The 24,994-nt window shown below is 73.6% G+C and carries 27 protein-coding genes and 1 tRNA gene; 18 read left to right on the top strand and 10 right to left on the bottom strand.

The genetic code is table 11. From position 1 onward, the window contains the following. The first annotated feature begins 22 nt into the window (after positions 1-22). Positions 23-955: a polyprenyl synthetase family protein gene (locus ACZDWJ_RS09825; protein ID WP_463520777.1), complete on the top strand. Its 933-nt coding sequence runs from the start codon at positions 23-25 to the stop codon at positions 953-955. Positions 956-1,083: 128 nt separating this feature from the next. Next, the gene (locus ACZDWJ_RS09820) at positions 1,084-1,503 is read left to right on the top strand and encodes a GNAT family N-acetyltransferase (RefSeq protein ID WP_463520768.1); all 420 of its coding nucleotides are present in this window, start codon (positions 1,084-1,086) and stop codon (positions 1,501-1,503) included. A gap of 106 nt (positions 1,504-1,609) precedes the next feature. On the opposite strand, the gene rarD is transcribed toward ACZDWJ_RS09820, so the two are convergent. The 3 genes from rarD to ACZDWJ_RS09805 form a co-directional block, all read right to left on the bottom strand. Continuing rightward, positions 1,610-2,518 (bottom strand): EamA family transporter RarD, encoded by a 909-nt coding sequence (rarD, locus tag ACZDWJ_RS09815; RefSeq protein ID WP_463520767.1) that lies wholly within the window; start codon positions 2,516-2,518, stop codon positions 1,610-1,612. A gap of 102 nt (positions 2,519-2,620) precedes the next feature. Beyond that, the gene (locus ACZDWJ_RS09810) at positions 2,621-3,724 is read right to left on the bottom strand and encodes a 2-oxoacid:ferredoxin oxidoreductase subunit beta (RefSeq protein WP_463520766.1); all 1,104 of its coding nucleotides are present in this window, start codon (positions 3,722-3,724) and stop codon (positions 2,621-2,623) included. After that, positions 3,721-5,580, bottom strand: coding sequence for a 2-oxoacid:acceptor oxidoreductase subunit alpha (locus ACZDWJ_RS09805; RefSeq protein ID WP_463520776.1), 1,860 nt, complete (start codon positions 5,578-5,580; stop codon positions 3,721-3,723). The genes ACZDWJ_RS09810 and ACZDWJ_RS09805 overlap by 4 nt, the downstream gene beginning before the upstream one ends. Before the next feature lie 439 nt (positions 5,581-6,019). Between ACZDWJ_RS09805 and ACZDWJ_RS09800 the strand changes: the two genes are divergently transcribed. From ACZDWJ_RS09800 to ACZDWJ_RS09780, 5 genes are all read left to right on the top strand, one after another. After that, complete coding sequence (locus tag ACZDWJ_RS09800; protein WP_463520765.1) at positions 6,020-7,057, top strand: sulfate ABC transporter substrate-binding protein; 1,038 nt, start codon at positions 6,020-6,022, stop codon at positions 7,055-7,057. Continuing rightward, positions 7,054-7,944, top strand: a complete 891-nt coding sequence (gene cysT / locus ACZDWJ_RS09795) for a sulfate ABC transporter permease subunit CysT (RefSeq protein ID WP_463520764.1) — start codon at positions 7,054-7,056, stop codon at positions 7,942-7,944. The genes ACZDWJ_RS09800 and cysT overlap by 4 nt, the downstream gene beginning before the upstream one ends. A gap of 4 nt (positions 7,945-7,948) precedes the next feature. Next, the gene (locus tag ACZDWJ_RS09790; RefSeq protein ID WP_463520763.1) at positions 7,949-8,758 is read left to right on the top strand and encodes a sulfate ABC transporter permease; all 810 of its coding nucleotides are present in this window, start codon (positions 7,949-7,951) and stop codon (positions 8,756-8,758) included. Further along, a complete protein-coding gene (locus ACZDWJ_RS09785; protein WP_463520762.1) occupies positions 8,755-9,729 on the top strand; it encodes a sulfate/molybdate ABC transporter ATP-binding protein in 975 nt (324 codons plus the stop codon). Before ACZDWJ_RS09790 ends, ACZDWJ_RS09785 begins: the two co-directional genes overlap by 4 nt. Positions 9,730-9,796: 67 nt before the next feature. After that, positions 9,797-10,963, top strand: coding sequence for a geranylgeranyl reductase family protein (locus ACZDWJ_RS09780; RefSeq protein ID WP_463520761.1), 1,167 nt, complete (start codon positions 9,797-9,799; stop codon positions 10,961-10,963). A 123-nt stretch (positions 10,964-11,086) separates the two neighbouring features. On the opposite strand, the gene ACZDWJ_RS09775 is transcribed toward ACZDWJ_RS09780, so the two are convergent. After that, positions 11,087-11,578 carry a YajQ family cyclic di-GMP-binding protein gene (locus ACZDWJ_RS09775; RefSeq protein WP_463520760.1) on the bottom strand — a complete coding sequence of 164 codons (492 nt, stop codon included), beginning with the start codon at positions 11,576-11,578 and terminating at the stop codon, positions 11,087-11,089. Positions 11,579-11,676: 98 nt separating this feature from the next. On the opposite strand from ACZDWJ_RS09775, the gene ACZDWJ_RS09770 reads away from it, so the two are divergent. The 7 genes from ACZDWJ_RS09770 (at position 11,677) to ACZDWJ_RS09740 (ending at position 17,510) form a co-directional block, all read left to right on the top strand. Further along, a tRNA-Tyr gene (locus ACZDWJ_RS09770) sits at positions 11,677-11,757 on the top strand. 805 nt (positions 11,758-12,562) lie between these two features. Continuing rightward, the gene (locus ACZDWJ_RS09765) at positions 12,563-13,543 is read left to right on the top strand and encodes an NAD(P)H-dependent flavin oxidoreductase (protein ID WP_463520759.1); all 981 of its coding nucleotides are present in this window, start codon (positions 12,563-12,565) and stop codon (positions 13,541-13,543) included. 81 nt (positions 13,544-13,624) lie between these two features. Then, on the top strand, positions 13,625-14,449 hold the full coding sequence (locus ACZDWJ_RS09760) for an SDR family oxidoreductase (RefSeq protein ID WP_463520758.1): 825 nt from the start codon (positions 13,625-13,627) through the stop codon (positions 14,447-14,449). Between the two features lie 84 nt (positions 14,450-14,533). After that, positions 14,534-14,842, top strand: coding sequence for a hypothetical protein (locus tag ACZDWJ_RS09755; protein WP_463520757.1), 309 nt, complete (start codon positions 14,534-14,536; stop codon positions 14,840-14,842). Next, a complete protein-coding gene (locus ACZDWJ_RS09750; protein WP_463520756.1) occupies positions 14,839-16,500 on the top strand; it encodes a hypothetical protein in 1,662 nt (553 codons plus the stop codon). The genes ACZDWJ_RS09755 and ACZDWJ_RS09750 overlap by 4 nt, the downstream gene beginning before the upstream one ends. Beyond that, positions 16,490-17,020 (top strand): hypothetical protein, encoded by a 531-nt coding sequence (locus tag ACZDWJ_RS09745; RefSeq protein WP_463520755.1) that lies wholly within the window; start codon positions 16,490-16,492, stop codon positions 17,018-17,020. The genes ACZDWJ_RS09750 and ACZDWJ_RS09745 overlap by 11 nt, the downstream gene beginning before the upstream one ends. Further along, positions 17,013-17,510: a hypothetical protein gene (locus tag ACZDWJ_RS09740; RefSeq protein WP_463520754.1), complete on the top strand. Its 498-nt coding sequence runs from the start codon at positions 17,013-17,015 to the stop codon at positions 17,508-17,510. Before ACZDWJ_RS09745 ends, ACZDWJ_RS09740 begins: the two co-directional genes overlap by 8 nt. Positions 17,511-17,672: 162 nt before the next feature. On the opposite strand, the gene ACZDWJ_RS09735 is transcribed toward ACZDWJ_RS09740, so the two are convergent. Next, a complete protein-coding gene (locus ACZDWJ_RS09735) occupies positions 17,673-18,008 on the bottom strand; it encodes a hypothetical protein (protein ID WP_463520753.1) in 336 nt (111 codons plus the stop codon). Continuing rightward, positions 18,005-18,853: an alcohol dehydrogenase catalytic domain-containing protein gene (locus ACZDWJ_RS09730; protein ID WP_463520752.1), complete on the bottom strand. Its 849-nt coding sequence runs from the start codon at positions 18,851-18,853 to the stop codon at positions 18,005-18,007. The genes ACZDWJ_RS09735 and ACZDWJ_RS09730 overlap by 4 nt, the downstream gene beginning before the upstream one ends. Positions 18,854-18,974: 121 nt before the next feature. Here ACZDWJ_RS09730 and ACZDWJ_RS09725 point away from each other — a divergent pair, with 121 nt between their 5' ends. Both ACZDWJ_RS09725 and ACZDWJ_RS09720 read left to right on the top strand, forming a co-directional pair. Then, positions 18,975-19,505 carry an SRPBCC family protein gene (locus ACZDWJ_RS09725; protein WP_463520751.1) on the top strand — a complete coding sequence of 177 codons (531 nt, stop codon included), beginning with the start codon at positions 18,975-18,977 and terminating at the stop codon, positions 19,503-19,505. Further along, a complete protein-coding gene (locus tag ACZDWJ_RS09720; RefSeq protein ID WP_463520750.1) occupies positions 19,502-20,155 on the top strand; it encodes an RsmD family RNA methyltransferase in 654 nt (217 codons plus the stop codon). Before ACZDWJ_RS09725 ends, ACZDWJ_RS09720 begins: the two co-directional genes overlap by 4 nt. On the opposite strand, the gene ACZDWJ_RS09715 is transcribed toward ACZDWJ_RS09720, so the two are convergent. The 4 genes from ACZDWJ_RS09715 to ACZDWJ_RS09700 form a co-directional block, all read right to left on the bottom strand. Continuing rightward, a complete protein-coding gene (locus tag ACZDWJ_RS09715; RefSeq protein WP_463520749.1) occupies positions 20,107-20,361 on the bottom strand; it encodes a CDGSH iron-sulfur domain-containing protein in 255 nt (84 codons plus the stop codon). The two genes, ACZDWJ_RS09720 and ACZDWJ_RS09715, sit on opposite strands and share 49 nt — an antisense overlap. After that, positions 20,358-21,365: an iron-containing redox enzyme family protein gene (locus ACZDWJ_RS09710; protein ID WP_463520748.1), complete on the bottom strand. Its 1,008-nt coding sequence runs from the start codon at positions 21,363-21,365 to the stop codon at positions 20,358-20,360. The genes ACZDWJ_RS09715 and ACZDWJ_RS09710 overlap by 4 nt, the downstream gene beginning before the upstream one ends. Before the next feature lie 92 nt (positions 21,366-21,457). Continuing rightward, positions 21,458-22,255: a PAS domain S-box protein gene (locus ACZDWJ_RS09705; protein ID WP_463520747.1), complete on the bottom strand. Its 798-nt coding sequence runs from the start codon at positions 22,253-22,255 to the stop codon at positions 21,458-21,460. Beyond that, positions 22,252-22,956, bottom strand: coding sequence for a GAF and ANTAR domain-containing protein (locus tag ACZDWJ_RS09700; protein ID WP_463520746.1), 705 nt, complete (start codon positions 22,954-22,956; stop codon positions 22,252-22,254). The genes ACZDWJ_RS09705 and ACZDWJ_RS09700 overlap by 4 nt, the downstream gene beginning before the upstream one ends. Positions 22,957-23,319: 363 nt before the next feature. Here ACZDWJ_RS09700 and ACZDWJ_RS09695 point away from each other — a divergent pair, with 363 nt between their 5' ends. Beyond that, entirely contained in the window at positions 23,320-24,105 is a 786-nt protein-coding gene (locus ACZDWJ_RS09695) for a sigma-70 family RNA polymerase sigma factor (RefSeq protein ID WP_463520745.1), read from the top strand. 21 nt (positions 24,106-24,126) lie between these two features. Then, complete coding sequence (locus ACZDWJ_RS09690) at positions 24,127-24,981, top strand: SDR family oxidoreductase (protein ID WP_463520744.1); 855 nt, start codon at positions 24,127-24,129, stop codon at positions 24,979-24,981. Positions 24,982-24,994: the final 13 nt, after the last annotated feature.

Below are 24,994 nucleotides of genomic sequence, written 5' to 3'. Positions count from 1 at the left end.
CGCCGAGCGGCTGCGCACGCGCATGGCCGAGGTCGAGGAGCTCCTCGCGGGGCACGTGCAGGGCCGCACGGCCTACGTCACCGAGGCCGCCAGCCACCTGCTGGCCGCCGGCGGCAAGCGGTTCCGGCCGCTGCTGGTGCTGCTGGCCGCCGAGGCCGGGCCGCGTCCGGACGCGCCCGAGGTGCTCACCGCCGCGTGCGTCGTCGAGATCACCCACCTCGGCTCGCTCTACCACGACGACGTCATGGACGAGGCTGCGCTGCGTCGCGGCGCCGACTCCGCGAACAGCCGCTACGACAACCTCGTCGCGATCCTCACCGGCGACTTCCTCTTCGCTCGCTCCTCGGCGCTCACCGCCGAGCTCGGCGCCGACGCCGTGCGCATCCAGGCCGACACCTTCACCCGCCTCGTCGAGGGTCAGATCCTCGAGACCGTCGAGCCCGGCCCCGACGACGACGCCCTGGCCCACTACCTCGAGGTCGTGGCCGGCAAGACCGGCTCGCTGATCGCCACCTCGGCCCGCTACGGCGCCCGGTTCTCCGGCGCCTCTCGCGAGGTCGAGGAGGCGCTGGCCGCCTACGGCGAGATCGTCGGCTCGGCCTTCCAGCTCTCCGACGACATCCTCGACATCGCCTCGGACTCCGAGGAGTCCGGCAAGACCCCCGGCACCGACCTGCGCGAGGGCGTCCCGACGCTGCCGGTGCTGATGGCCCGGGCGTCGACCGACCCCGCCGACGCCCGGCTGCTCGAGCTCCTCGACGCCGACCTCGCCGACGACCAGCTCCACGCCGAGGCGCTCGACCTGCTCCGCAAGCACCCCGCTCTCGACGAGGCCCGCGCCTACGTCCTGGCTCGTGCCACCGAGGCCAAGGCGCTCCTCGACGTCCTCCCCGTCGGCCCCGTCCGCGAGGCCCTCGAGGCCTTCGCCGACCTGGTGGCCGTCCGCTCGGCCTGACCCCGGCTCGCTTGCCCGGCTCGCTTGTAACGCGGAGTCCCGTGCACTTCCCACCGGTCATAACCGGGGGCCAGTGCACGGGACTCCGCGTCACATGCCGTGGGCGGCGACGTGGCAGGGTGCCGCGCATGGAGCGACGCATCTCGGTGGGCGGGGCCGACGCGGCCCTGGAGCAGCGGCTGAGCGAGGAGCTGGACCGCCACAACGCGGCGGCGACGCCCGACGTCGCCCCGGCCGAGGAGCTCTCGGTGCGGGTCGTCGTCGACGACGAGCTGGTGGCGGGGGCGTCGGGGTGGACCTGGGGCACGGCGGCCGGGATCGCCATGACCTGGGTGCACGACGACCACCGAGGCACGGGCGTCGGCCGCGAGCTGCTGACCGCCTTCGAGGACGAGGCCCGACGTCGAGGCGCCGACCACGTCTTCGTCACCTCCTTCACCTTCCAGGCGCCGGCCTTCTACGAGCGGCTCGGCTACGTCGAGACCTTCCGCTGGGACGCCGTGCCCACGCCCGGGCGCGACGACGTCCACCTGCGCAGGGCGCTCTAAGGCTCGGCGCGGGACGACGTGGCACGCGAACCGTGCGCTTGGCACGGGACATATCCCGTGCCAAGCGCACGATTACCCGGTCAGCCGGGTAATCGGGGCGCCGGCGCTACGCCGCCGTCGACGCCACCACGGCCAAACGCAGCTGGCGGGCGTGGCGGACCGCCTCGACGGTGAACAGCACGAGGGCGAGCCAGACGATGGAGAAGCCGGCGAGGCGGCTGGCGGGCATGGCCTCGTCGAGGACGAGGACGCCGAGGAGGAACTGCAGGATCGGGGCGAGGTACTGCAGGAGGCCGAGGGTGACCAGCGGGACCCGGGTGGCGGCGGCGCCGAAGCAGATCAGCGGGATGGCGGTGACCAGGCCGGCGGAGGCCAGCAGCAGCGCGTGTCCGACGCCCTCGGTGGTGAGGGTGGACTCGCCGCGGGCGGTGAGCCAGGCGAGGTAGGCCAGGGCGAGCGGCGCGAGGATCGTCGTCTCGATCGCGAGGCTCTCCACGGCCCCGACGCCGGCGGACTTCTTCGCCAGGCCGTAGGTGCCGAAGGAGAAGGCGAGCACGAGGGAGAGCCACGGCACGGCGCCGTAGTCGAGGGTCAGGACGACGACGGCGACCCCCGCGATGCCCAGCGCCGTCCACTGCAGCGGCCGCAGCCGCTCGCGCAGCACGACGACGCCGAGCAGCACCGTCACGAGCGGGTTCACGAAGTAGCCGAGCGCGGTCTGCACGACCAGCTCGTGGGTGACGCCGTAGATGTAGGTGCCCCAGTTGACGGTGATGACGGCGGCGGCGAGCGCGAGGAGTCGCAGGCGACGTCGGTCGGCGACGGCGGCCCGCACGAACGGCGTCCGGTGGGTGAGCACCACCAGCGCCCACATCGTCAGCAGCGACCACACGATGCGGTGGGCGAGGATCTCGATCGGGCCGGCCGGCTCCAGGAGCGGGAAGTAGAGCGGGAAGACGCCCCACATGACGTAGGCGGCGACGCCGAGGAGCACGCCGCGTCGAGTCTCTGCCACCCGCGCAGCGTAGGCCCGGAGGGGTGCCGACGCAGAACGGACGCAGAACGGGCGCGGCCCCCGCGAGGGGGACCGCGCCCGTCAGGCGGGAGCAGGGGCCGCTCAGACGACCGTCCAGGTGTCGCCGCCGCCGATGAGGGCCGCGAGGCGGTCCTGGGCGGTGCCGGGCGCGGCGGAGGTGGCGGTGCCGATCTGCGCGCGGGCCTGGTCGTCGTAGGTGGGCCGCTCGACCTGGCGGAAGACGCCGATCGGCGACTGGTGCAGGACGCCGGCGTCGGTGAGCCGCGAGATCGCGAAGGCCGTGGTGGGGTCCTCGGCGTGGGCGTCGTGGACGAGGAGGTCCTCGACGGCCACCTGGCCGGGCTCGCTGCCGACCTCGACGACCTTGACGCCGCCGGTGGCGGAGTCGCGGACCAGGCCCCTGGCGCCCTCGGCGCCGAAGCGGATCGGCTCGCCGTGCACCAGCGGGATGATCGCGTCGGCCTTGGTGTCGGCGCCCTTGATGGCGTCGAACGCGCCGTCGTTGAAGATCGGGCAGTTCTGGTAGATCTCCACCAGCGAGGCGCCGCGGTGGGCGGCGGCCGCGGCGAGCACCGAGGTGAGGTGCTTGCGGTCGGAGTCGATGGTGCGGGCCACGAAGCTGGCCTCGGCGCCCAGCGCCAGCGACACCGGGTTGAAGGGATGGTCGACCGAGCCCATCGGCGTGGACTTGGTGATCTTGCCGGCCTCGGACGTGGGGGAGTACTGACCCTTGGTGAGGCCGTAGATGCGGTTGTTGAACAGCAGGATCGTCATGTTGACGTTGCGGCGCAGCGCGTGGATCAGGTGGTTGCCGCCGATGGAGAGGGCGTCGCCGTCACCGGTGACGACCCACACCGAGAGGTCCTCGCGCGCGGTGGCCAGGCCGGTGGCGATCGCCGGGGCGCGGCCGTGGATGGAGTGCATCCCGAAGGTGTCGAGGTAGTACGGGAAGCGGCTGGAGCAGCCGATGCCGGAGATGAAGACGATGTTCTCGCGACGCAGGCCGAGGTCGGGCAGGAAGGACTGCACGGCCTTGAGGACGGCGTAGTCGCCGCAGCCGGGGCACCAGCGCACCTCCTGGTCGCTGGAGAACTCCTTGGCGGTCTGGCTCTCGCCCTCGCCGAGGGTGGGCACCAGCTCGGTGCCCGAGCGCAGGCCGGGGATGCCGAGCTCCGTGGCGGTCATCGCACGGTCTCCTTCTGGTCGGTCGTGGCGGCGGCGGACAGGTCGACCGGGACGCCCTCGGCCTGGGAGACCAGCTCCCCGATGGCCTGGGCGAGGTCGGCGGCCTTGAGCGGCAGCCCGCGCACCTGGTTGTAGCCCTGGGCGTCGACGAGGTACTTCGCCCGCAGCAGCAGCGAGAGCTGGCCGAGGTTCATCTCGGGCACCAGCACCTTGTCGTAGCGCTTGAGGATGTCGCCGAGGTCGTTCGGGAAGGGGTTGATGTGGCGCAGGTGCACCTGCGCGACGTCGAAGCCGGCCTTGCGGACGCGGCGCACGCCGGCGCCGATGGGGCCGTAGGTGGAGCCCCAGCCGAGCACCAGCACCTTCGCGCGACCCGACGGGTCGTCGACCTCGAGCGGCGGCAGCGACTCCGCGATCTTGTCGACCTTGGCCTGGCGGGTGCGGACCATGAGGTCGTGGTTGGCGGGGTCGTAGGAGATGTTGCCGTGCCCGTCGCCCTTCTCCAGGCCGCCGATGCGGTGCTCGAGGCCCGCGGTGCCCGGGACGGCCCACGGACGCGCGAGCGTCGCGGGGTCACGGTCGTAGGGCCGGAAGGCGGGCTCGTCGGCCTCGCGGGTGCCGGCGAAGCGGGGCTCGATGACGGGCAGCTCGTCGAGCGAGGGGATGCGCCAGGGCTCCGAGCCGTTGGCGAGGTAGCCGTCGGAGAGCAGGAAGACCGGCGTGCGGTAGGTGACGGCGATGCGGGCGGCCTCGAGGGCGGCGTCGAAGCAGTCGCCGGGCGACTGCGGCGCCACGATCGGGACGGGCGCCTCGCCGTTGCGGCCGAACATCGCCTGCAGCAGGTCGGACTGCTCGGTCTTGGTGGGCAGGCCGGTGGAGGGGCCGCCGCGCTGGACGTTGACGATGATGAGCGGCAGCTCGGTCATGACGGCCAGGCCGATGGTCTCCGACTTCAGCGCGACGCCGGGGCCCGAGGTGGTGGTGACGGCCAGCTGGCCGGCGAACGCGGCGCCGAGCGCGGAGCCGATGCCGGCGATCTCGTCCTCGGCCTGGAAGGTCGTGACGCCGAAGGCCTTGTGCTTGCTCAGCTCGTGGAGGATGTCGGAGGCCGGGGTGATCGGGTACGAGCCGAGGAACACCGGCAGGCCCGACTGCACGCCGCCGGCGACCAGGCCGTAGGCGAGCGCGAGGTTGCCGGTGATGTTGCGGTACGTGCCCGGCGACATCGGGGCCGGCTTGATCTCGTACTGGACGGCGAAGGCCTCGGTGGTCTCGCCGTAGTTCCAGCCGGCCTTGAAGGCGGTGATGTTGGCGTCGCGGATGTCGGGGACCTTCGCGAACCGCTTGGAGAGGAACGCCTCGGTGGACTCCGTCGGGCGGCCGTACATCCACGAGAGCAGGCCGAGGGCGAACATGTTCTTCGCGCGGGCGGCGTCCTTGCGGGAGAGCCCGAACTCCTTGACGGCCTCGACGGTCATGCCGGTGAGGTCGACGGGCTGCACGGCGAACTCGCCGAGGATCGAGCCGGCGTCGCCGAGGGCGTCGAGCGGGTTGGCGTCGTAGCCGGCCTTCTGCAGGTTGCGCGCGGTGAAGTCGTGGGTGTCGACGATGATCGTGGCGCCCTTGGGCAGGTCGCCGAGGTTGGCCTTGAGGGCCGCGGGGTTCATCGCGACGAGGACGTCGGGGGCGTCGCCGGCGGTGAGGATGTCGTGGTCGGCGAAGTGCACCTGGAAGGACGAGACGCCGGGGATCGTGCCCTGGGGGGCGCGGATCTCGGCGGGGAAGTTCGGCAGGGTGACGAGGTCGTTGCCGAAGACCGCCGACTCCTGGGTGAAGCGGTCGCCGGTGAGCTGCATGCCGTCACCGGAGTCGCCCGCGAAGCGGATGATCACCCGGTCGAGCTGCTTGACCTGCTTGGCCACCTGAGGCACTCCTCGCTGCGTGTGTGCTGCCGGCGCTCGGGGATGCGACGGCGGGACCGGTCGTCCCTGCCGGATGCTACTGCGCGGGAGGTAGAACTGAAACGTGTTCTAGTGGGTCGCGACGGCGCTCGTCCGGAGACTCCACTGTAGGCAGCCCTCACCTGCGATCCGCACCCGGACCGGCATCCGGAACGACGCGTGTGCCGCACCTCTCGTCCGGTGTTCTCATCAGATGGATGCGTCAGATCATCTTCATCAACTCCACTAATCTGCTCCAGATTCATTGTCCTTCCGTGATCGGCCTCGGGGTCCGACGTGTGCAGGGTCCCGGGTGCGGGGCAGGAAGTGGTGCGAGATGAGCAGGACCAAGACCGTGAGGCGCGCAGCCGCGCTCTCCGCGGCCCTCATGACCGGGGTGCTGGCTCTCACGGGGTGCGTGAGCAGCGGGTCGTCCTCCTCCGGGACGACCCTCACCCTCAACGCCTTCTCGGTGATGGAGGCCGCCAACGAGCCGGTCTTCAAGGACTTCGAGGCCACCGACGCCGGCAAGGACGTCACCTTCCAGCCCTCCTACGGCGCCTCGGGCGACCAGTCGCGTCAGGTCGCCAACGGCGCCGACGCCGACGTCGTCCACTACTCCCTCGAGACCGACGTCACGCGCCTGGTCGACGCCGGTCTCGTGGCGAAGGACTGGAAGGACACCCCCACGAAGGGCATCGCCACCTCCTCGGTGGTCGTGCTCGTCGTCCGCAAGGGCAACCCGCTGGGCATCAAGGGCTGGGACGACGTCATCAAGCCCGGCGTCGACGTCATCACCCCCAACCCCGGCTCCTCGGGCTCGGCGCGCTGGAACATCCTCGCCGCCTACGCCCACGGCTCGAAGGGCGCCACCGACGCCGCCGGCGGCAAGGACTTCGTCACCAAGCTGCTGAAGAACACCATCGCCCTGCCCGGCTCGGGCCGCGAGGCCACCACCGCCTTCACCGACGGCAGCGGCGACGTCCTGCTCTCCTACGAGAACGAGGCGATCCTGGCCAAGCAGAAGGGCGCGGACGTCGACTACGTCGTCCCCGACGACACCCTGCTCATCCAGAACCCGGCCGCCGTCACGAAGGGCGCCCCGGCCGCGGCCACGGCGTTCCTGGAGTTCATGACCGGCAAGGAGGCCCAGGCCGACTACGCGCAGTCCGGCTTCCGCCCCGTGATCGACGGCGTCGACGTCGGCGAGGTCAAGGGCGCCAACGACCCGGCGGACCCGTTCCCGACCCCCGCCACGCTCTACACCATCGACGACACCTTCGGCGGCTGGGGCAAGGCCGCCGACGCGTACTTCGGCGACGGCGAGGGCGACAACCCGCTCGGCATCATCACCGCGATCCAGCAGTCCACCGGCAAGGACGGATCGAAGTGACCTCCGGCCCCGGCCTCGCCGGGGTCGAGCGTGAAGCCCCGGCCGAGCCGGCGTCCCATCGGGGACGCCGGCTCCGGCGCGTTCCACGCACCACCCCGCGCAACACCCTGACGCCCGGCGCCGGCCTCGGCCTGGGCCTGGCGATGACCTGGTTCAGCATCCTGGTGCTGCTGCCGCTGGCCGCGATCGTCGCCACGGCCGGCGAGAACGGTCTGAGCCGCTACCTCGACGTCCTGCGCAACGACCAGACCTGGGCCGCGGTGACGCTCACCGTCGGCCAGGCCGCGCTGGTCACCGTGGCCAACATCGTGCTCGGCACGGTGATCGCCTGGGTGCTCGTGCGCGACTCCTTCTGGGGCAAGTCGCTGCTCAACGTCATCATCGACATCCCCTTCGCCCTGCCGACGATCGTCGCGGGCCTGGTGCTGCTCTCCCTCTACGGCCCGAACAGCCCGCTGGGGGTGCACTGGGCGTTCACGAAGGCGGCGGTGTTCCTGGCCCTGGCGTTCGTGACCCTGCCGTTCGTCGTGCGCACGGTGCAGCCGGTGCTCGAGGAGCTCGACGCCGACGTCGAGGAGGCCGCCGCCTCGCTCGGCGCCAGCCGGGGCGTCATCTTCCGGCGGATCATCCTGCCGGCGCTGGCCCCCGCGATCGCCGCCGGCGCCGCGCTCTCCTTCGCCCGCGCGATCTCCGAGTACGGCTCGCTGGTGCTGCTCAGCGGCAACAAGCCGTTCGCCACCGAGGTGGTCTCGGTGCGGGTGCTCTCCTTCATCGAGAACGGCAACAACGCCTCCGCCGCGGCGCTCGCCTCGGTGATGCTCCTCGTCGCGCTCGTGGTGATCGTGCTGCTCGACGTCGTCCAGCGACGGGTGGCGCGTCGTGGCTAGGGCCGTGCAGACCTCGCGTCCGACGTCGTGGCTGCTGCGCGTCGTCGCGATCGGCTACGTCTTCCTGCTCGTCGCCTGGCCGGTGGGCCTGCTGGTGCAGCGCACCTTCGCCAACGGCCTGCCCAACCTGACCGACGCGCTCTCGGACCCCGAGACCGTGCACGCCCTGCAGCTCAGCGGCGTCATCGCCTTCTGGGCCACGGTGATCAACCTGGTCTTCGGCGTGACGATCTCGGTGCTGCTGGTGCGCTACGAGTTCCCCGGCAAGCGGGCGCTCTCGGCGCTCATCGACCTGCCGCTGTCGGTGTCGCCGGTCGTCGTCGGCCTTGCGCTCGTGCTGGCCTACAACAGCCGCGACGGCGTCGTCGGGCCGTTCCTGGGCGACCTCGGCGTGAAGATCATCTTCACCGTGCCCGGCATGATCATGGCCACCTGCTTCGTGGCGCTGCCCCTGGTGGTGCGCGAGGTCGTCCCGGTGCTCACCGAGATCGGCGACGACCAGGAGCAGGCCGCGCGCAGTCTCGGCGCCAACGCCCGGCAGACCTTCTGGCGGATCACGCTGCCGAGCATCAAGTGGGCCGTGGCCTACGGCGTCGTGCTCAGCCTGGGCCGGGCGGTCGGCGAGTTCGGCGCCGTGAAGGTCGTCTCCAGCAACGTCGCGGGGCAGAGCCAGACCGCGACCCTGGCCGTCGAGGCCGAGTACCAGAACTTCAACCAGGACACCGCGTACGCGATCGCGTTCCTGCTCATCCTCGTCGGCGTGGCGTGCCTGGTGGTCGTCGCCGTGCTCCGACCCAGCAAGGAGAAGTCATGAGCATCGAGGTCAAGGGGCTCAACAAGTCCTTCGGCGACTTCGTCGCCCTCAGCGACGTCAACGTCAGCCTCCCGACGGGGCAGCTCACCGCGCTGCTCGGCCCCTCGGGCGGAGGCAAGTCGACGCTGCTGCGCATCATCGCCGGGCTCGACACCGCCGACTCCGGCACCGTGACGATCGAGGGCGTCGAGGCCACGCACCTGCCGCCGCAGAAGCGCAACGTCGGCTTCGTCTTCCAGCACTACGCGGTCTTCAAGCACATGACGGTGGCCAAGAACGTCGCCTTCGGCCTGGAGATCCGCAAGCGCCCCAAGGCCGAGATCGCCGAGAAGGTCGACGAGCTGCTGAAGCTGGTGCACCTCTCGCAGTTCGCGCACCGCCTGCCCGCCCAGCTCTCCGGCGGCCAGCGTCAGCGCATGGCCCTGGCCCGCGCGCTCGCCGTCGAGCCCACCGTCCTGCTCCTCGACGAGCCGTTCGGCGCGCTGGACGCCAAGGTGCGCAAGGAGCTGCGCGACTGGCTGCGACGCCTGCACGACGAGGTGCACGTGACCACCGTGTTCGTCACCCACGACCAGGAGGAGGCCCTCGAGGTCGCCGACGAGATCGTGGTGATCAACGAGGGTCGCGTCGAGCAGGTCGGCTCGCCCGACACGCTCTACGACGAGCCGGCCAACGACTTCGTCATGGGCTTCCTCGGCGAGATCACCCGGCTCGGCGACGTGCTGCTGCGCCCGCACGACGTCGCGCTGGCGGCCTCGCCGACGCCGGACGCCGTCCAGGGCCGGGTGACGCGCGTGCTGCGGGTGGGCTTCGAGGTGCGGGTCACCGTCGAGACCGCCGCGGGCGAGACGCTCGTCGTCATGACCCGCACGCACGCCCGCTCGCTGGGCCTCGACGTCGACGCCACCGTGTGGCTGCGCCCCGAGCCGGGTGCGACGACGGTGCCGGCGGCGGGGTCCGCTCTGGTCTGACCCGGTCCGACCCGATCAGACCGGGCGGCCCCCACCGCTCGCAGCGTCGGCGGCTACCGTTCCGCGCGTGGAGCGGTTCGACGTCGTCGTGGTGGGGGCCGGCCCGGCCGGGTCCTCGGCCGCCTGGGCCGCGGCCTCCCGGGGGCTGCGCGTGCTCGTGCTCGACCGCGTCGAGCACCCGCGCTACAAGACCTGCGGCGGCGGGCTGATCGGCCCCAGCCTCGCCGAGCTCGACCGTCGTCCCGGCACGCCGCCGGTGCGCACCACCGTGCGGCGCGCGGCGTTCACCCTGCGCGGCGAGCGGCCCGTCGAGCGCGACGCGGGGGAGCGGGTGATCCGCTGCGTGGCCCGCCCCGAGCTCGACGCGTGGCTGCTCGACGCCGCCGTCGCGGCCGGCGCCGAGCTGCGCGCGCCGCTGGCGGTGCGCGCGGTGGAGCCGGCCACCGAGCCGGGGGAGCCGGGGCAGGACGTCGTCGTGCGCACGGCCGCCGGCGACCTCGCGGCCGGCGTCGTGGTGGCCGCCGACGGCACCTCGGGCCGGGCGTCGAAGGCCGTCGGGGTGCGCCTCGCGCAGGTCGACCTCGGCCTGGAGCTGGAGGTCGACGCCGCCGGCTCCGGGTTCGACCAGGAGTCGATCCACCTCGACTGGGGCCCGATCCCCGGCTCCTACGCCTGGGTCTTCCCCAAGGCCGACAGCCTGACGGTCGGCGTCATCGCCCGCCGTGGACGCCCCGAGGAGACCCGCGCCTACCTGCGCTCCTACCTCGCCCAGCGCGGCCTGGAGGACCAGCGCGTGCTGCACGACTCGGGTCACCTGACCCGCTGCCGCACCCCCGACTCCCCGCTCTCGGCCGGCCGGGTGCTCGCCGTCGGCGACGCAGCCGGCCTGCTGGAGCCGTGGACCCGCGAGGGCATCTCCTTCGCCCTGCGCTCCGGACGCCTGGCCGGCGAGGTCGCCGCCGCCCACCTCGCCTCGACCCGCCCCGACGACGCCGCGGCCCTCGACGCCGCCTACCGCGCCGCGCTCTCCGAGGAGCTGCTGTCCGAGATGGCCGCCGGCGCCCGCTGCCTGCGCGCCTTCGAGCGCCGCCCCGGCGCCTTCCACCGCCTCATCGGCCACACCCGTCCGGGCTGGGAGGGCTTCCGCCGCCTCGCCGCCGGCGAGACCACCCTCGACCGGGCCCTGGCCCACCGCAGCGTCCGCCTCGGGCTGGGGGTGCTGGGCGGGTGGTGAGGGCGGGGGGTTGAAAGATTCGGCGGCCAACCGCTGAAGCTTCAGCGGTTGGCCGCCGAAACGCACGGTGGGCGTCCGAAGGTTCGAACGCCCACCGAAAGGTCGTGTCGTGCGAGGACGGCGTCAGCGGTAGTTCTGGAACTGCACCGCGAAGTCGTAGTCCTGGCCCTTGACCAGCGCGATGACCTGCTGGAGGTCGTCGCGGCTCTTGGAGGAGACGCGCAGCTCGTCGCCCTGGATCTGCGCCTTGACGGCCTTGGGGCCCTCGTCGCGGATCAGCTTGGCGATCTTCTTGGCGTTCTCCGAGGTGATGCCCTCCTTGAGCGCGACGTCGATCTTCGAGACCTGGCCCGAGGGACGCGGCTCGGAGGGCTCGAGCACCTTGAGGCTGACGTCGCGCTTGATCAGCTTGCCCTTGAAGACGTCGAGGACGGCGCTGGCGCGGTCGTCGGCCGAGGCGGTGATCTCGATGGCGGCGTCGCCCTTCCACTCGATGGTGGCGCCGGTGCCCTTGAAGTCGAAGCGGGTGGCGATCTCGCGAGCGGTCTGGCCGAGCGCGTTGTCCACCTCCTGGCGGTCGTACTTGCTGACGATGTCGAAGGACGAGTCGGCCACGGTGAGGGCTCCTAGCGCTGATTCGGGACGTGCGGACGGGCTGCGCTATTGTTTCGCCTCGTCGCGCCGAGGCCAAACGAGGCCCCGGTCTGACGCCCGGCAGGTTGCCCGAGCGGCCAATGGGAGCGGACTGTAAATCCGTCGCGAAAGCTTCGCAGGTTCGAATCCTGCACCTGCCACAGACGAGGCCCCGGACCACTGGTCGCGGGGCCTTGCTGCTTCTCCGGGCAGGAGAGTGGCCCTAGGATCCGCGGCGTGCTGCCCTCGACGTCCGCCATCACGGACGACGTCCTCGAGGAGCGAGCGTGACGGACGTCCTCGTCCCCTTCGTCCTCGGACCGGTCCTCCTGTCGTTGGCCTGGTTCGCCGTCGTCCGCCTCTGGCAGGGCCGTGCCGACCCCAGCGTCGCGCTCCCCTGGGTGAGCAGAGCGCGGGCGCAGGCCCACAACGCGTGGCTCATGCCGCGGGTCCTCGCCTGCTCACTCCTGTTCCTCTCCGCCGTCCTGGCGTCCCAGTCCGCTCCGGGGCGGCCCGCGTGGAGGATCGCCACGGTGATCCTCGTGCTGGGGGTGGTGGTGCTGGCCTTCGCTGTCGTGATCTACCTGACCGGCCGCCCGAGGTCCTGCCTGCCTCCCGCGTGTCGTGACTATCCAGGGGTGGTCAGGCTGCGCCGCCGCGAGCGCCGTCTTCGGCAGGGCCAGCGTGAGCGGGAGGTTCGGCACAGGCCTGATCGGCCGAGGCGCGGCGGCAGGCCTGGGAGACGGCATCGGTGATCACACGGCAGAGCGATGGTCGTGATGCCATGCGAGCAGAGCGACCGTGATCGACATCGACCCGCCGGCACTGGGCGCCCGTCGTGGCGGCGTCGGCGCGGGAGTACCACATAGAGATCTCCGGTACTCGCGACGGTACCGAGCCGCTAGCGTGCCCTCCGAGGGCGCCGCCCTCGCCGACGCCGCGGCCGCGGCCGCAGGAGGGACTCCCATGATCCGCACCCGCTTCACCGAGACCTTCGGCGTCGAGCACCCCATCGTCTGCGGCGGCATGACGGGCCTGGGCACCGCGCCGCTGATCTCGGCGGTCGCGAACGCCGGTGGCCTCGGCTTCCTGACCGCGCTCACCCAGCCGACCCCGGAGGATCTCGTCCGCGAGATCGGGCGCACGCGCGACCTCACCGACAAGCCGTTCGGGGTGAACCTCACGATCCTGCCGACGCTGAACCCGGTGCCGTACGCGGAGTACCGCGCGGCGATCGTCGAGGCCGGCATCACGGTGGTGGAGACGGCCGGCTCCAGCCCGGCCGACCACCTGCCCGACTTCAAGGCCGCGGGCGTCAAGGTGATCCACAAGGCCACCAGCGTGCGGCACGCGCTGTCGGCGGAGCGCAAGGGCGTCGACGCGATCAGCATCGACGGCTTCGAGTGCGCGGGGCACCCCGGCGAGGACGACGTCCCCGGGCTGATCCTCATCCCGGCCGCGACGCGTCGGCTGAGCATCCCGGTGATCGCCTCGGGCGGCATCGCCACCGCGCAGGGCCTCGTGGCGGCGCTCGCGCTCGGCGCCGACGCCGTCAACATGGGCACCCGCTTCGTGGCCTCCGCAGAGGCGCCGGTGCACGAGAACGTCAAGCAGCAGATCGTCGCCAACGACGAGCGCGACACCGTGCTGGTCTTCCGTCGCTTCCACAACACCGCGCGCGTGGCGCGCAACGCCGTCTCCGAGGAGATCCTCGAGATCTCCGCGCGCGAGGACGCCACCTTCGACGACATCGCGCCGCTGGCCTCGGGCGCTCGGGGCCGCGCGAACGTGCTCGCCGAGGGCCGCATGGACGACGGCCTGTGGTGGGCCGGGCAGACCCAGGGCCTCATCGAGTCGGTGCAGACCTGCGCGGAGATCGTCGGCGGCACCGTGGCCGAGGCGGAGGCGATCATCGCCGAGCGCCTCGCCGGGCTCGTCCGGGCCTGAGGGACGGCGCAGCGGACGACGGCCCGCAGGCCCCCCCGGAGAGGTGGCCTCGGGCGTCGTCGCGCCGGGTAGGCCGGAGGCATGAGCACCAAGACCTGGTTCATCACCGGCGCCTCCCGCGGCTTCGGCCGGGAGTGGACGATCGCCGCCCTCGAGCGCGGCGACTCCGTGGCCGCCACCGCCCGCGACACCAGCACCCTCGACGACCTCGTGGAGCGCTTCGGCGAGCGGCTGCTGCCGATCGAGCTCGACGTCACCGACCGCGACGCCGACTTCGCTGCCGTCGCGCAGGCCCACGAGCGGTTCGGCCGGCTCGACGTCGTGGTCAACAACGCCGGGTACGGCCACTTCGGGCTCGTCGAGGAGCTCACCGAGGACGAGGCCCGCGCGCAGATGGAGACCAACCTCTTCGGCGCCCTGTGGGTCACCCAGGCGGCGCTGCCGATCCTGCGCGCCCAGCGCAGCGGCCACATCCTGCAGGTCTCCTCCATCGGCGGCATCTCCGCCTTCCCGCTCGTCGGCATGTACCACGCCTCGAAGTGGGCGCTGGAGGGCTTGAGCCAGTCGCTGGCGCAGGAGGTGGCGTCCTTCGGCGTCAAGGTGACGCTCATCGAGCCCGGCGGCTTCTCCACCGACTGGGCCGGGCCGTCGGCGCAGCGCTCGGAGCAGCTCGACGACTACGCCGAGGTGCACGAGCGCATCCTCGAGCAGCGCGCGCAGCGCAACGCCGAGCCGGGCGACCCCGCCGCCAGTGCGGCCGCCGTGCTCCGGCTCGTCGACGCCGACGAGCCGCCGCTGCGCTGCTTCTTCGGCGCCACGCCGCTGAGCATCGCCGAGCGCGACTACGCCTCGCGGCTGGAGACCTGGCGCGCCTGGCAGGACGTCGCCGAGCTCGCGCAGGGCTGAGCCCCGGCCACCCGGCCAGGGCGCGCGACGTCGCGTCCTGGTCGGGTGTGTGTCAGGTCACGTGCAGGCGGGTAGACCCCCACCGTGACCGATCTCGGGGTCGACACCCGCGCCCTCGTCCACGGCGCCGGGCGCATCGACGCAGCAGCCGTGCGGTGGGACGGCGTGCTCGCCTCCGCCGTCACCCACCTCTCCGCCGCCGCCGAGGCCACGGGCAGCGACGACCTCCAGGCCGCCCTGCGCAGCCTGGGGGAGCAGATCGCCGCAGCGCGGCGCACGGTCGTGGCCTCCGTGCAGGCCCAGGCCCGCCACGTCGCCGTCTCGGCGCACTCCTACGAGCGCACCGACGCCGGTCTGGCCGGTGACGTGCCCGACCCCAGCGGCGCCTCATGAGCGCCTGGTGGGAGGTCCCCGGCCCCGACGGCGACGTCGCCGTGCTCGACGACGCCCTCCACGCGCTCACCGCGCTGGCCCGCGAGACCACGGCCGTCCACACCGACCTCGACGCCGCCGGCCGTCACGTGATCGGCGCCTGGCAGGGTCAGGCGGGCACGGCCTTCGCCGGCACCCAGGCCAGCATCCTCACCGGGGTCGCAGCCGTCGGCAGCACCCAGGAGCGGGCCACCAGCGTGCTGTCGCAGTACGCCGAGGAGTGGCGCACCGCGCAGCGCGGCTCCGAGCGGGCCCGCGACGAGCTCGCGTCGGCCTGCGACGGCTACGTCGCGAGGCTCCGTGACGGCGTCGGCGATCTCGTCCACCACCTCGGCCAGGCGCTCGACAACCCCGTCACCGACCTCCTCGGCCACGTCGTCCCGGGCGTCGACGCCCTGCGCGATCGCCTGCTCTCCTGGGAGCCGCCGCGCATCGACCCCGTGGTCGTCGCCCGCTCGGAGAAGGCCGTCGTCGCGGTGTCGGTCGAGAAGGTGCTCGGGGGCATCGGCGACGCCGTCGGCTGGGGCGTCTCCCACCTCGTCGACGGCTTCCACCACGTGCTCGACGCCATCGGCGGGGCGGCGAAGGCCGCCCTTGACGCGCTGCGCTCGGCCGAGGAGTGGTTCCTCGACGCCGTCGGACGCATCCTGCGCGGCGTCCGCTCCGCGCTCGAGACGCTGTGGGACTGGGGACGTCGGGCCGCCGCGGCGCTGAAGGACCTCGCCGTCGACCTCGCGCTCTTCGCCGGACGCCTCGGCCTCGACGCGCTCCAGGCCGCGATCCAGGGCTTCCTGGCCGCCTGGCGCGGCCTGACGGGGCTGATCGGCCTCCTGAGCGACCTGCAGGCGGCCCTCTTCGGACTCGCGCTGATCCTCAGCCGGTTCAACGACCCCTTCGTGTTCCTCCGGATCGGGGAGCGGCGCATCGACGATCCCGCCACCGCGGACGAGAAGGCGACGCTGAGGTTCCTCACCGACCGGGCCTACGCCCAGCACGTGCAGGACCTCGCCGCCCTCGCGAAGGACTCCTACCAGTACGACGGCGCTCCGAAGGGCTGGGCGCGGGCGGGCACGATGTCGGGGCCGGAGGGCTTCTACGCGGTGGACTACGTCAACCCGAGAACGGGCGAGCACGTGCTGGCCTTCCGCGGCAGCCAGCCGCCGGGTGGCGACTTCGACTCCTCCGACTGGGCGCAGGACCTCCTCAACGCCGGCGACCTCCCGACCGCCCAGGGCCTGTGGGCGGTCAAGGTCGCCCAGCAGTTCCGCCACGACCATCCCGGCACGAACGTGTCGATCACCGGCCACTCCCTCGGCGGCTCGCTGGCCGCCAGCGCGAGCGTGGCGACGGGCATCCCCGCCACCACCTTCAACTCCGCCGGGATCGGCGCGGGCAACTACGGGCTCGTCCACGCCGCCGGGGGCGGCCGGAAGGACCCGGAGTCCCAGATCACCAACTTCCACACCACCAACGACATCCTCACCGGGCTGCAGGAGCACGGGCCGGTCTACGCTGCGGCCGGAGCCCAGGTCACCATCGCCTCCACCACCGGCAACCCCGGATCGGCGCACGGCATGGGCGGCTTCGACTGGAAGAAGGGGCCCGCCCATGTCCACTGAGGTGTCCGCCGCGCCGGAGGTGTCCCTCGCCCTGCCGGGCAGCTGGCTGCGTCTGGACGACCCCGAGACGCGGCGCACGCTCGAGGCCGTGGAGTCCAGCAGCGTCGCCACGCTCGAGGAGTCCGCCGCCGTCGCCGACGCGCTGCGGCTCCTGCCCCAGGCCCGCGCGGCCGGCGTCGCCGCGGTCTTCTCCCGGATCGACCCCGGCCGCGAGTCGATCCTCGCGCTCGCCTGGCCCGCGGAGCGCGCGGCCGACGCCGACGCCATCGCAGGTCTGCTCGGCCCGGACGACCGCGCCGCCGCTCAGCCGCTCGAGCACGTCGAGGGCTGGCCGCTGCTGCGCGTCCCGCAGGCCGACGCGCCCCCCGGCGCGGGGGTCCTCTACTGGTGCGCCGACCCGCGCACGGGCCGGCTGCTCTCGCTCTCGGTGCGGCGGGCCGAGGGCGTGCTCACCGACAGCGAGGCGCAGCTCTACGACGCCCTCGCCGCCCGCCTGACCTGGAAGGAGCCCGATGCCTGAGCCTCGCGCCATCGTCCTCGCGCTCGCCGCGGTGCCCCTGCTGGCCGGTCTGGCCGCCTGCGGCGAGGACGGCTCCGCCGCGATCGGCGCGACCCGCGGCTGCACGGGCGCCCCGAAGGCCGCCGTCGCCGACGTCCGGGCCGCGGCACGCAGCGACTCCGCCGTCGGCGACCGCCGCGTCGGCGCCGTCGAGGTCACCGGTGCACGGGTCGCCGACCTGCCGGACGACCTGCGCGAGCACGGGGCCGAGCGGCTCCTCGCGGTCGCCGTCGAGGCCACCCTCGCCGACGACGCCGCCACCTCCATCCCGTCGGTGCGCACCACCGCGGTCTTCGCCCTCGGCGACGACGGCACCGTGCTCGGCCCGGTCAGCGACACCGCCCGCACCCTCTTCTCCGTCGCCGCGCCCGCCGAGTCCGGCTGGACGGCGTGGGCGGCGAAGGCGTCGGACTCCGACGTCGGCGAGCGGGTGCGGGAGTGCGTCTCCTGACGCCCATATCGCGCGCTGACGGCGATCGAGCCTGTCGAGATCCGGTGAGTCGACTGATGTCAGGGTGCGGGGTCTCGACAGGCTCGACCACCGCGGCCCGGCTCGACCACCGAGGCTCGGCTCGACCACCGGAGCCGCTCCCGACGAGAAGCCGACAGCGGCTCAGGGCTGGAAGACCACCTTCACCATGCCGTCCTCCTTGTCGCGGAAGCGCCGGTAGGCCTCGGGGGCGTCCTCCAGGGGCAGGCGGTGGGTGGCGAAGTCCTCGACGCCGAGGTGGTCCTCGTCCTCGGAGAGCAGCGCCAGGATGTCGTCGCTCCAGCGGCGGACGTTCGCCTGGCCCATGCGGACCTGCAGCTGCTTGTCGAACATCTGCATGAGCGGCAGCGGGTCGGCAGCGCCTCCGTAGACGCCGGAGATGGAGATGGTGCCGCCACGCCGCACCGCGTCGATGCCGGTGAGCAGGGCGTCGAGGCGGTCGACGCCCGCCTCGGTCATGACGGCTCCCTGGAGTCGCTTGGGCAGGGCGCGCAGCGCCTCTGGGCGGCCTCGGCCAGCGGGGAGCCGTGTGCCTCCATGCCGACGGCGTCGAGCACGCCGTCGGCCCCGCGGCCGTCAGTGACCTCGCGGACGGCGGCGCCGACGTCGTCCACCACGCCGAGGTCGAGCACGCGAGCGCCCCGGGCGGCGACGCGCGCCAGGCGCTCGGTGACGCGGTCGACGACGGTGACGTCGAGGCCCCGCATCAGCCCGATGCGGGCTGCCATGTCGCCGATCGGGCCGGCGCCGAGGACGAGCAGGCTGCCGCCGTCGGGCACGTCGGCGTACTCGACGCCCTGCCACGCGGTCGGGAGCACGTCGGAGAGGTAGAGGAAGCGGTCGTCGGGCGGCCCGTCGGGCACGACGATCGGCAGGGTGTCGCCGAACGGCACGCGCAGGTACTCCGCCTGGCCGCCCGGCACGCGACCGTAGAGCTCGCTGTAGCCGAACAGGCTGGCGCCCGTGCCGTGCTCGTGGTTCTGGGTGGTCTCGCACTGGCTGTGCAGCCCGCGCCGGCAGGTCCAGCAGGTGCCGCAGCTGACGTTGAACGGCACGACGACGCGGTCGCCGACCTTGACGGTCCGCACGTCCGGCCCGACCTCCACCACCACGCCCATCGGCTCGTGGCCGACGACGTCGCCTGCGGTCATGAACGGGGTGAGCGGGTCGTAGAGGTGCAGGTCGGAGCCGCACAGACCGGTCGACGTGATCCGCACGATCACGTCGGTCGGCGCCTCGAGGACGGGATCGGGGACGTCGACGACCTGCATGTCGGTGCGGCCCTGCCAGGTCACTGCTCTCATCGGGTTCCTCCGGTGGTGGGGTGCGTCGGGCACGGGATCCGTCTCCGGTGCCCCGCGGTCGGCCTGCCATGCGTCCCGGCCGCGAGGGCATGTCCCGGGGCGCTCCGGGACACCGGGGCCCATGGATCGCACCTCCTCCCGGCCCGACCGCTCCCGGCCATCGCCCTCGCGGCGGGGGCTCCCGACGCTGCACCGCGACGCGAGGCCGGCGTCCCGGGTCGAGCGGCGCACCGACGCGGGGGTCGACGCCGTGTGGCAGGTGCTCGCCGACGGCTGGCTCTACCCGCTCTTCGTCGTCGGGGCGTCGCGGATGCGCGAGGTCGACGGCGCCTGGCCCGAGCGCGGCGCGTGCCTGCACCACTCCGTCGGCACCTGGCCGCTGCTGGTGGACGACACCACCGAGGTCGTGGAGATCGAGACCGGACGTGCCCTGCGGCTGCGTGCCCGGGCCTGGCCCGGCGGCGAGGCCGAGGTGCTGATCACCCTGGAGGCCGACGGCGACGGCACGCGTCTGGCGATCGAGGAGGACGCTGTGCGGGGACCGGGCCGGCTCCTGCCGGGCGTCCTGCGCCGCGCCCAGCTCCACTGGCGCAACACCGAGACGCTGCGTCGGCTCGCGCTGATCGCCGAGGGCCGGAGGGCCGGGGCGTGAGCGCCGTCCAGCCGGCCGGGCCCGCGGCGCGCCATCGGATCGTCGAGGTCGGCGGCGTCCCCATCGCCCACGACGAGCGGGTCCTCGAGCCACGGCCGTGGACCGCCGCGCAGGCCCGGTGGGCGGCCGATCTGGCGCACGACCTGCCGGACGGGCCGCTCGTCGAGCTCTGCAGCGGCGCCGGGCACATCGGGCTGCTCGCCGCCCGGTGGAGCGGTCGACGCCTGGTGTGCGTCGACGTCAGCCCCGCGGCCTGCGCCTGGACCCGGTACAACGCCGACGCCCTCGGGCTCGGCGACCGCGTCGAGGTGCGGAAGGCCGACCTCGACGAGGCCCTGCACGCCGACGAGCGGGTGCCGCTCGTCGTCGCCGACCCGCCGTGGGTCACCACGGCCGACATCGGCCGCTACCCCGCGGATCCGGTGCTCGCCATCGACGGCGGCACCGACGGGCTCGACCTCGCCCGTCGCTGCCTGGCCGTCGCCGATCGTCACCTGCTCGACGACGGCCTGCTGGTGCTGCAGCTGGGCGACGTCGCGCAGGTGGGGGTGCTCGAGGCCCACGCCGTGACGCACCACGCCCTCGGCCTGCGGGCGATGCGTCAGGAGGAGCGGGGTGTCCTCGCCGTCTGGGGCCGCCCGACGTCGTGAGCGCCGGGGCGGCGCGCGGGCGGCAGGAGCCGGTGCGTGCCGTCGCACCAGGGGAGCTCGGCCGAGCGGGCGCAGCGGCACACGGCGACGACCGGACGACCGGCCGGGTGCTCGACGCCGTCCGCGTCGGTGACCGCGGAGACGCCGCGCAGGAGCAGCGGGCCGGCGGGGCAGGCCTCCACGACGGGCGGGGGCTCGACGCTCATGCGGCCAGGCCCCAGCGGGGGAGCAGCCAGCGGGCGAGCCGGTCCTCGAGGTCCAGGCAGGTCCAGACCCCGAGCAGCACGTCGCAGGCCAGGCGGGGCTCGTCCTCGACGAGGGACCCGCAGATCGTGCGGGCGGCCAGCTGCTCGTGGACGGCGTCGGCGACCACGTGCTCGCGGTAGTAGTCGACCATCGCCGGCCCGAAGCCGAGCCGCTCGAGCCCCTGCGCCATCTGGCGCGACGGCACCGCGCTGGTGGCCTCGAAGGCCGCGAGATGACCCAGCGCGACGCCGCGGAGGCGACGCTGCAGGCCGAGCATCGTCACGGTGGTGACCTGCTCGAGGACCGCGGTCGGGGCCTGGGCGAGGTAGGCGCCGTAGGAGTCGTCGAGCCCGGACTCGGCCAGTCCGAGCGCGAAGAGATGGTGGTGCAGGCGGCTCGGATCGCCCGCGCCGTACTCGTCGAACTGCAGCGCCATGAGCGCGGCCTTGGCCCGCACGGGCACCCGGGGGACGATCCACGCGACCGGATCGGACTCCTGCAGGTGGTAGATCGAGCGCAGCCGGAGCAGCTCGCACGCCTGGGAGCGGTCGGCGTCGCGCTGCACCGCCCGGGCCAGGGACAGCCCCTCGTGCAGGTCGACCATCGCGGAGATCGCCGCACCGACGTCGCGGCGCGGATCCGGCACCGCTGCGCACACCCGCTCCATGAGCGGCTCGCACCCGGCGTCCCAGCGCGAGCGCAGGCGCAGCTCCAGCTCCCGCTCGAGGTGACGACGCAGGGCGAGCACCGGCGGGGCGCACTCGGCCGCGTCGTCGACGTCCTCGAAGCCGCCGCGGTGCAGCTCCTGCAGCGTCCAGAGGACGCCGAGGCGCTCGCGGCGGTCGGCGGCCTGCAGCAGGGGGCGGAGGACGGGGGAGTCGGGGGCGGGCAGCGCGTCGGGGTCCTCGCGCAGCGCGGAGCGGACGGTCGCGGCGAGGCGACCGGGCAGGTCGGGGGAGTGCATGGTCCCCGGTGTCCCTCGGTGCCGCGCCGCATGCCCGAGCGCCCGAGGACCACCCGGTTCGGCGAAGTGGGGACGACGCCGGCACGGCCGGATCAGGGGACGTCGCCGGGGCCCGCGTCGAGCCGCACCACCAGCGCCTCCCAGACCACCTCCCCGTCCCGTCTGCGCGGCGTCGCCGCGAATCGCGCCGGTCTCGTCGGATCGCCGCCCAGGTGGAGGACGAGGTCGACGCGGCGCATGTCGGTCTCGGCGTCCGCCAGCTCCTCGAGGAGCGCGCCGCCGTCGGCAGGCGGACCGAGCGTCCTCAGCAGCGGGTCGATGTCCTCGCGCGGGTCGTGCGGCGGCGCGGACGGGTCGGTCCCGGGCGGCTCCAGCCGCTGGCGCCAGCCCTCGGAGCAGAAGGTGCATCGATAGTCGCCCTGCCGGCCGCGGAGCTCGAGGGCGGCGCCCGGCAGCAGGGCCGCGTAGCGGGCGAACCGCGTCTCCGCGTCGCGCAGCCGGAGGTCCTGCTCGAGTCGAGGTCCCGCCGCGCGGAGGAGTGCGTGGAAGGCACGTCCCTCGACGGTCTCGTGGGTGGCGAGCACCATCTCCACGGGGACGCGGGCCCCGTCACGGTGCAGAGCCAGGAGCGGGAGCGATCGGCTGGCGAGACGGGAGGGGGCGCCGGAGCGGACCCGGGCCAGACCCAGGAGATGGGCCTCGCGCAGCTCGGGTGGGACGACCAGCTCCGCGAGCAGCCGGCCGAGCGCCTCCTCGCTCGTCCAGCCCAGCAGGACGCGGGAGGCGTCGTTCCACGCGGTGATGCGTCCGTCGAGGTCGATCGCGATGACCGCGTCGGACCCGTCGGCCAGGACGGCCTCGGAGAGGGACGGACGCGGCGCGCGGCTCATGCGGTCGGGGAGGGATCGCCGCGGCGGGAGCCACGGTCGGCGACGAGGTCGGCGGCGACGTCGCGCAGCTTGCGCTCCTGCGAGCTCGCCAGGCGTCGGAGGTGGTCGAAGGCGACCTCGGCGGTGAGGTCGTAGCGCTCCATGAGGATGCCCAGCGCGCTGCCGATGACCGAGCGCGACTCCAGCGCCCGCCGCGTGTGGTGCTCGTGTCGGGCTCGCTCGACGGCGAGGAGCGCGGCCCCGCTCAAGGTGCGGGCGGTGCGGAGCTCGTCCTCCGAGGGGCGATCGTGGTGGCTGAGGTGGACGAGGACCCCGAGGGCCTGCTGGTTCACGCACAGCGGGACCGCGTGCCAGCCCCGCACGCGCTCGACCGCCGCGAGCGCGGCGAGCTCGGGCCATCGTCGCTCGAGCACGTCCCTGCCGGTCCAGGCGGGCTCGCCTCGTGCCATGGCCTCGAGACTCGGCCCCTCGCCGTGGCGCAGCTCGGCAGCCACGAGCGCGGCGACCGCGTCGTCGGTCGCCACGCGGCACAGCTCGTCGTCGCCGACGCCCGCCAGGATCGCCGCGCCGCGGCTCTCGTCGAGGATCGCGTGAGCGCCGTCGGCCAGGTGCTGGAGCAGCACCTCGAGCTCGCGCACCTGGGAGACCGGCGTCAGGGCGGGCTGCAGCACGTCGTCGACCCGTCGCTCCTCGCCGCCCATGTCCCGCGCCTCCTCCCGATGCCTCGACGATCACCCTAGGAAGAGGCGCGCGGGTCGTGTCCTCGCCCAGACGGGGGACCCGGACGGGGGACCCGACCCGGTCGCCGTCCCCCGTCGAGACGGCGCCCGGGCCGGGCGTTCGGGGCCGAAGGACGGCCCCGGTCCGCTCGGTGTCCCCGTGCGGGTCGGATCATGCGCGCGGGACCGGCCTCCGGGGCCGACCCTCCCCCTAGGCGAGGACGCCACGACGGGCTGCGCCTAGCGTCCGAGGTGGGCTCCTGCTTGCTGAAGACCACGGCAAGTCACGCACCGACCTCTCGGATGTGACCCACCATGCTGTCCCCGTCCCCCACCCGTCCCCCCGTGCGGGCCTCCCACCAGGAGGAGCGCCGCCGCCGTCAGGGCGCCACGACCGCGCTCCTCGACGAGGCCCGCACCACCCCGCCCGGCCCCGGCCGGGAGGCGCTGCTCAACCAGGTCGTCGTCGTCAACCAGGGCGTCGCCCAGGCGGTGGCCTCCCACTTCCGCGACCGCGGCGTGGCCCAGGAGGACCTCGAGCAGACCGCCTACGAGGCGCTGCTCAAGGCCGTGCGGCGCTTCGACCCCGAGCGCAGCGAGGACCTCCTCACCTTCGCCGTCCCGACCATCCGCGGGGAGCTCCAGCGCTACTTCCGCGACCTCGGCTGGGTCGTGCGTCCGCCGCGACGCCTGCAGCGGCTGCGCTACGAGATCGGCGCCTGCGTGGACGAGCTGACCCAGGACCTCGGCCACGAGCCGTCGCGCTCCGAGATCGTCGAGCACCTCGGCATCAGCGGCACCGACTACGACGAGTGCCAGCAGGTCCAGGGCTGTCATCGTCCGGCCTCGCTGGACCAGCAGGTGCACGACGACTCCTCGTCCTCGCTCGGCGACCTGCTGCCCGCCGACGGCGGCGGGGAGCCGGGCGAGGCGCGGGTGCTGGTGACCCAGCTGCTCGCGACCCTGTCGGACCGGGATCGGCTGATCGTCGCGCTGCGGTTCGGCCAGGACCTCACCCAGGCCGAGATCGGCGAGCGGATCGGCGTCACCCAGATGCAGGTCAGCCGGCTGCTCTCCGGGATCCTGCGCCGGCTGCGGCTCCAGCTCGACGACGAGGCGCATGCGACGTAGGGGCCGGGGGAACCGGGGTCGATGAGCGCCTTCCCAGCCCAGCAGCAGGACCATCCCGGCAGCACCGAGGCCATGACGCCGCGCCCCGACCACGGCGAGGCGACCTACGTCGGCTCCGCGCGGCTGACCGGGCAGGTCGCGCTGATCACCGGCGGCGACTCCGGCATCGGACGGGCGGTCGCGATCGCCTACGCCCGCGAGGGCGCCGACGTCGCGATCGTCCACCTGCCCGAGGAGCGTGACGACGCCCTCGAGACGCTGCGGTGGATCGAGAGCGTCGGGCGGCGCGGCCTGGCCCTGCCGGTCGACCTGCGGGAGTCGGGGGCGTGCGCCGCCGTCGTCGAGGCGACGGTCGACGAGCTCGGCGCGCTCGACGTCCTGGTCAACAACGCCGGCTACCAGTGGGCGCGCGCCACCGGTCTCGAGGAGGTCGACGACGAGCGCATCGCCCGCACCCTCGACACCAACCTCGGCGCCACGCTGCGGCTGACCCGCGAGGCGCTGCCCCACCTGCGGCGGCGTCCGGGCTGCGTCGTCAACTGCGGCTCGATCCAGGCCTACGAGCCCTCGAGCACGCTGCTGGACTACGCGGCGACGAAGGCCGGCATCGCCAACCTCACCGTCAGCCTCGCCGGCCTCCTGGGGCCGCACGGCATCCGCGTCAACTGCGTGGCCCCCGGGCCGATCTGGACGCCCCTGCAGCCCGCGACCCAGCTCGCGGAGAAGGTCGAGCGGTTCGGCGAGAACACGCCCCTGGGGCGGGCCGGGCAGCCCGCCGAGGTCGCGCCGGCCTTCGTGTTCCTGGCCTCCCACGCGGAGGCGTCCTACGTCTCCGGCACCGTGCTCGGCGTGACCGGCGGCCGCGGCGTCTTCTGACGCATCCCCTCCA

It is taken from the genome of Nocardioides sp. B129/18 (assembly GCF_055282735.1).
The sequence above is the reverse complement of the archived record's forward strand: the minus strand, read 5'-3'. Positions and strand labels throughout refer to the sequence as shown.

Bases quoted from the DNA above. Each gene is read 5' to 3' on its own strand.
- ACZDWJ_RS09725 (WP_463520751.1), top strand. From the start codon at position 18,975: ATGGATCGCACCTCCTCCCGGCCCGACCGCTCCCGGCCATCGCCCTCG.
- ACZDWJ_RS09765 (WP_463520759.1), top strand. From the start codon at position 12,563: ATGATCCGCACCCGCTTCACCGAGACCTTCGGCGTCGAGCACCCCATC.
- ACZDWJ_RS09760 (WP_463520758.1), top strand. From the start codon at position 13,625: ATGAGCACCAAGACCTGGTTCATCACCGGCGCCTCCCGCGGCTTCGGC.
- ACZDWJ_RS09785 (WP_463520762.1), top strand. From the start codon at position 8,755: ATGAGCATCGAGGTCAAGGGGCTCAACAAGTCCTTCGGCGACTTCGTC.
- ACZDWJ_RS09710 (WP_463520748.1), bottom strand. From the start codon at position 21,365: ATGCACTCCCCCGACCTGCCCGGTCGCCTCGCCGCGACCGTCCGCTCC.
- ACZDWJ_RS09820 (WP_463520768.1), top strand. From the start codon at position 1,084: ATGGAGCGACGCATCTCGGTGGGCGGGGCCGACGCGGCCCTGGAGCAG.
- ACZDWJ_RS09740 (WP_463520754.1), top strand. From the start codon at position 17,013: ATGCCTGAGCCTCGCGCCATCGTCCTCGCGCTCGCCGCGGTGCCCCTG.
- ACZDWJ_RS09805 (WP_463520776.1), bottom strand. From the start codon at position 5,580: ATGCAGCTCACCGGCGACCGCTTCACCCAGGAGTCGGCGGTCTTCGGC.
- ACZDWJ_RS09715 (WP_463520749.1), bottom strand. From the start codon at position 20,361: ATGAGCGTCGAGCCCCCGCCCGTCGTGGAGGCCTGCCCCGCCGGCCCG.
- ACZDWJ_RS09745 (WP_463520755.1), top strand. From the start codon at position 16,490: ATGTCCACTGAGGTGTCCGCCGCGCCGGAGGTGTCCCTCGCCCTGCCG.
- ACZDWJ_RS09690 (WP_463520744.1), top strand. From the start codon at position 24,127: ATGAGCGCCTTCCCAGCCCAGCAGCAGGACCATCCCGGCAGCACCGAG.
- ACZDWJ_RS09810 (WP_463520766.1), bottom strand. From the start codon at position 3,724: ATGACCGCCACGGAGCTCGGCATCCCCGGCCTGCGCTCGGGCACCGAG.
- ACZDWJ_RS09730 (WP_463520752.1), bottom strand. From the start codon at position 18,853: ATGAGAGCAGTGACCTGGCAGGGCCGCACCGACATGCAGGTCGTCGAC.
- ACZDWJ_RS09705 (WP_463520747.1), bottom strand. From the start codon at position 22,255: ATGAGCCGCGCGCCGCGTCCGTCCCTCTCCGAGGCCGTCCTGGCCGAC.
- ACZDWJ_RS09750 (WP_463520756.1), top strand. From the start codon at position 14,839: ATGAGCGCCTGGTGGGAGGTCCCCGGCCCCGACGGCGACGTCGCCGTG.
- ACZDWJ_RS09700 (WP_463520746.1), bottom strand. From the start codon at position 22,956: ATGGGCGGCGAGGAGCGACGGGTCGACGACGTGCTGCAGCCCGCCCTG.
- ACZDWJ_RS09825 (WP_463520777.1), top strand. From the start codon at position 23: ATGGCCGAGGTCGAGGAGCTCCTCGCGGGGCACGTGCAGGGCCGCACG.
- ACZDWJ_RS09735 (WP_463520753.1), bottom strand. From the start codon at position 18,008: ATGACCGAGGCGGGCGTCGACCGCCTCGACGCCCTGCTCACCGGCATC.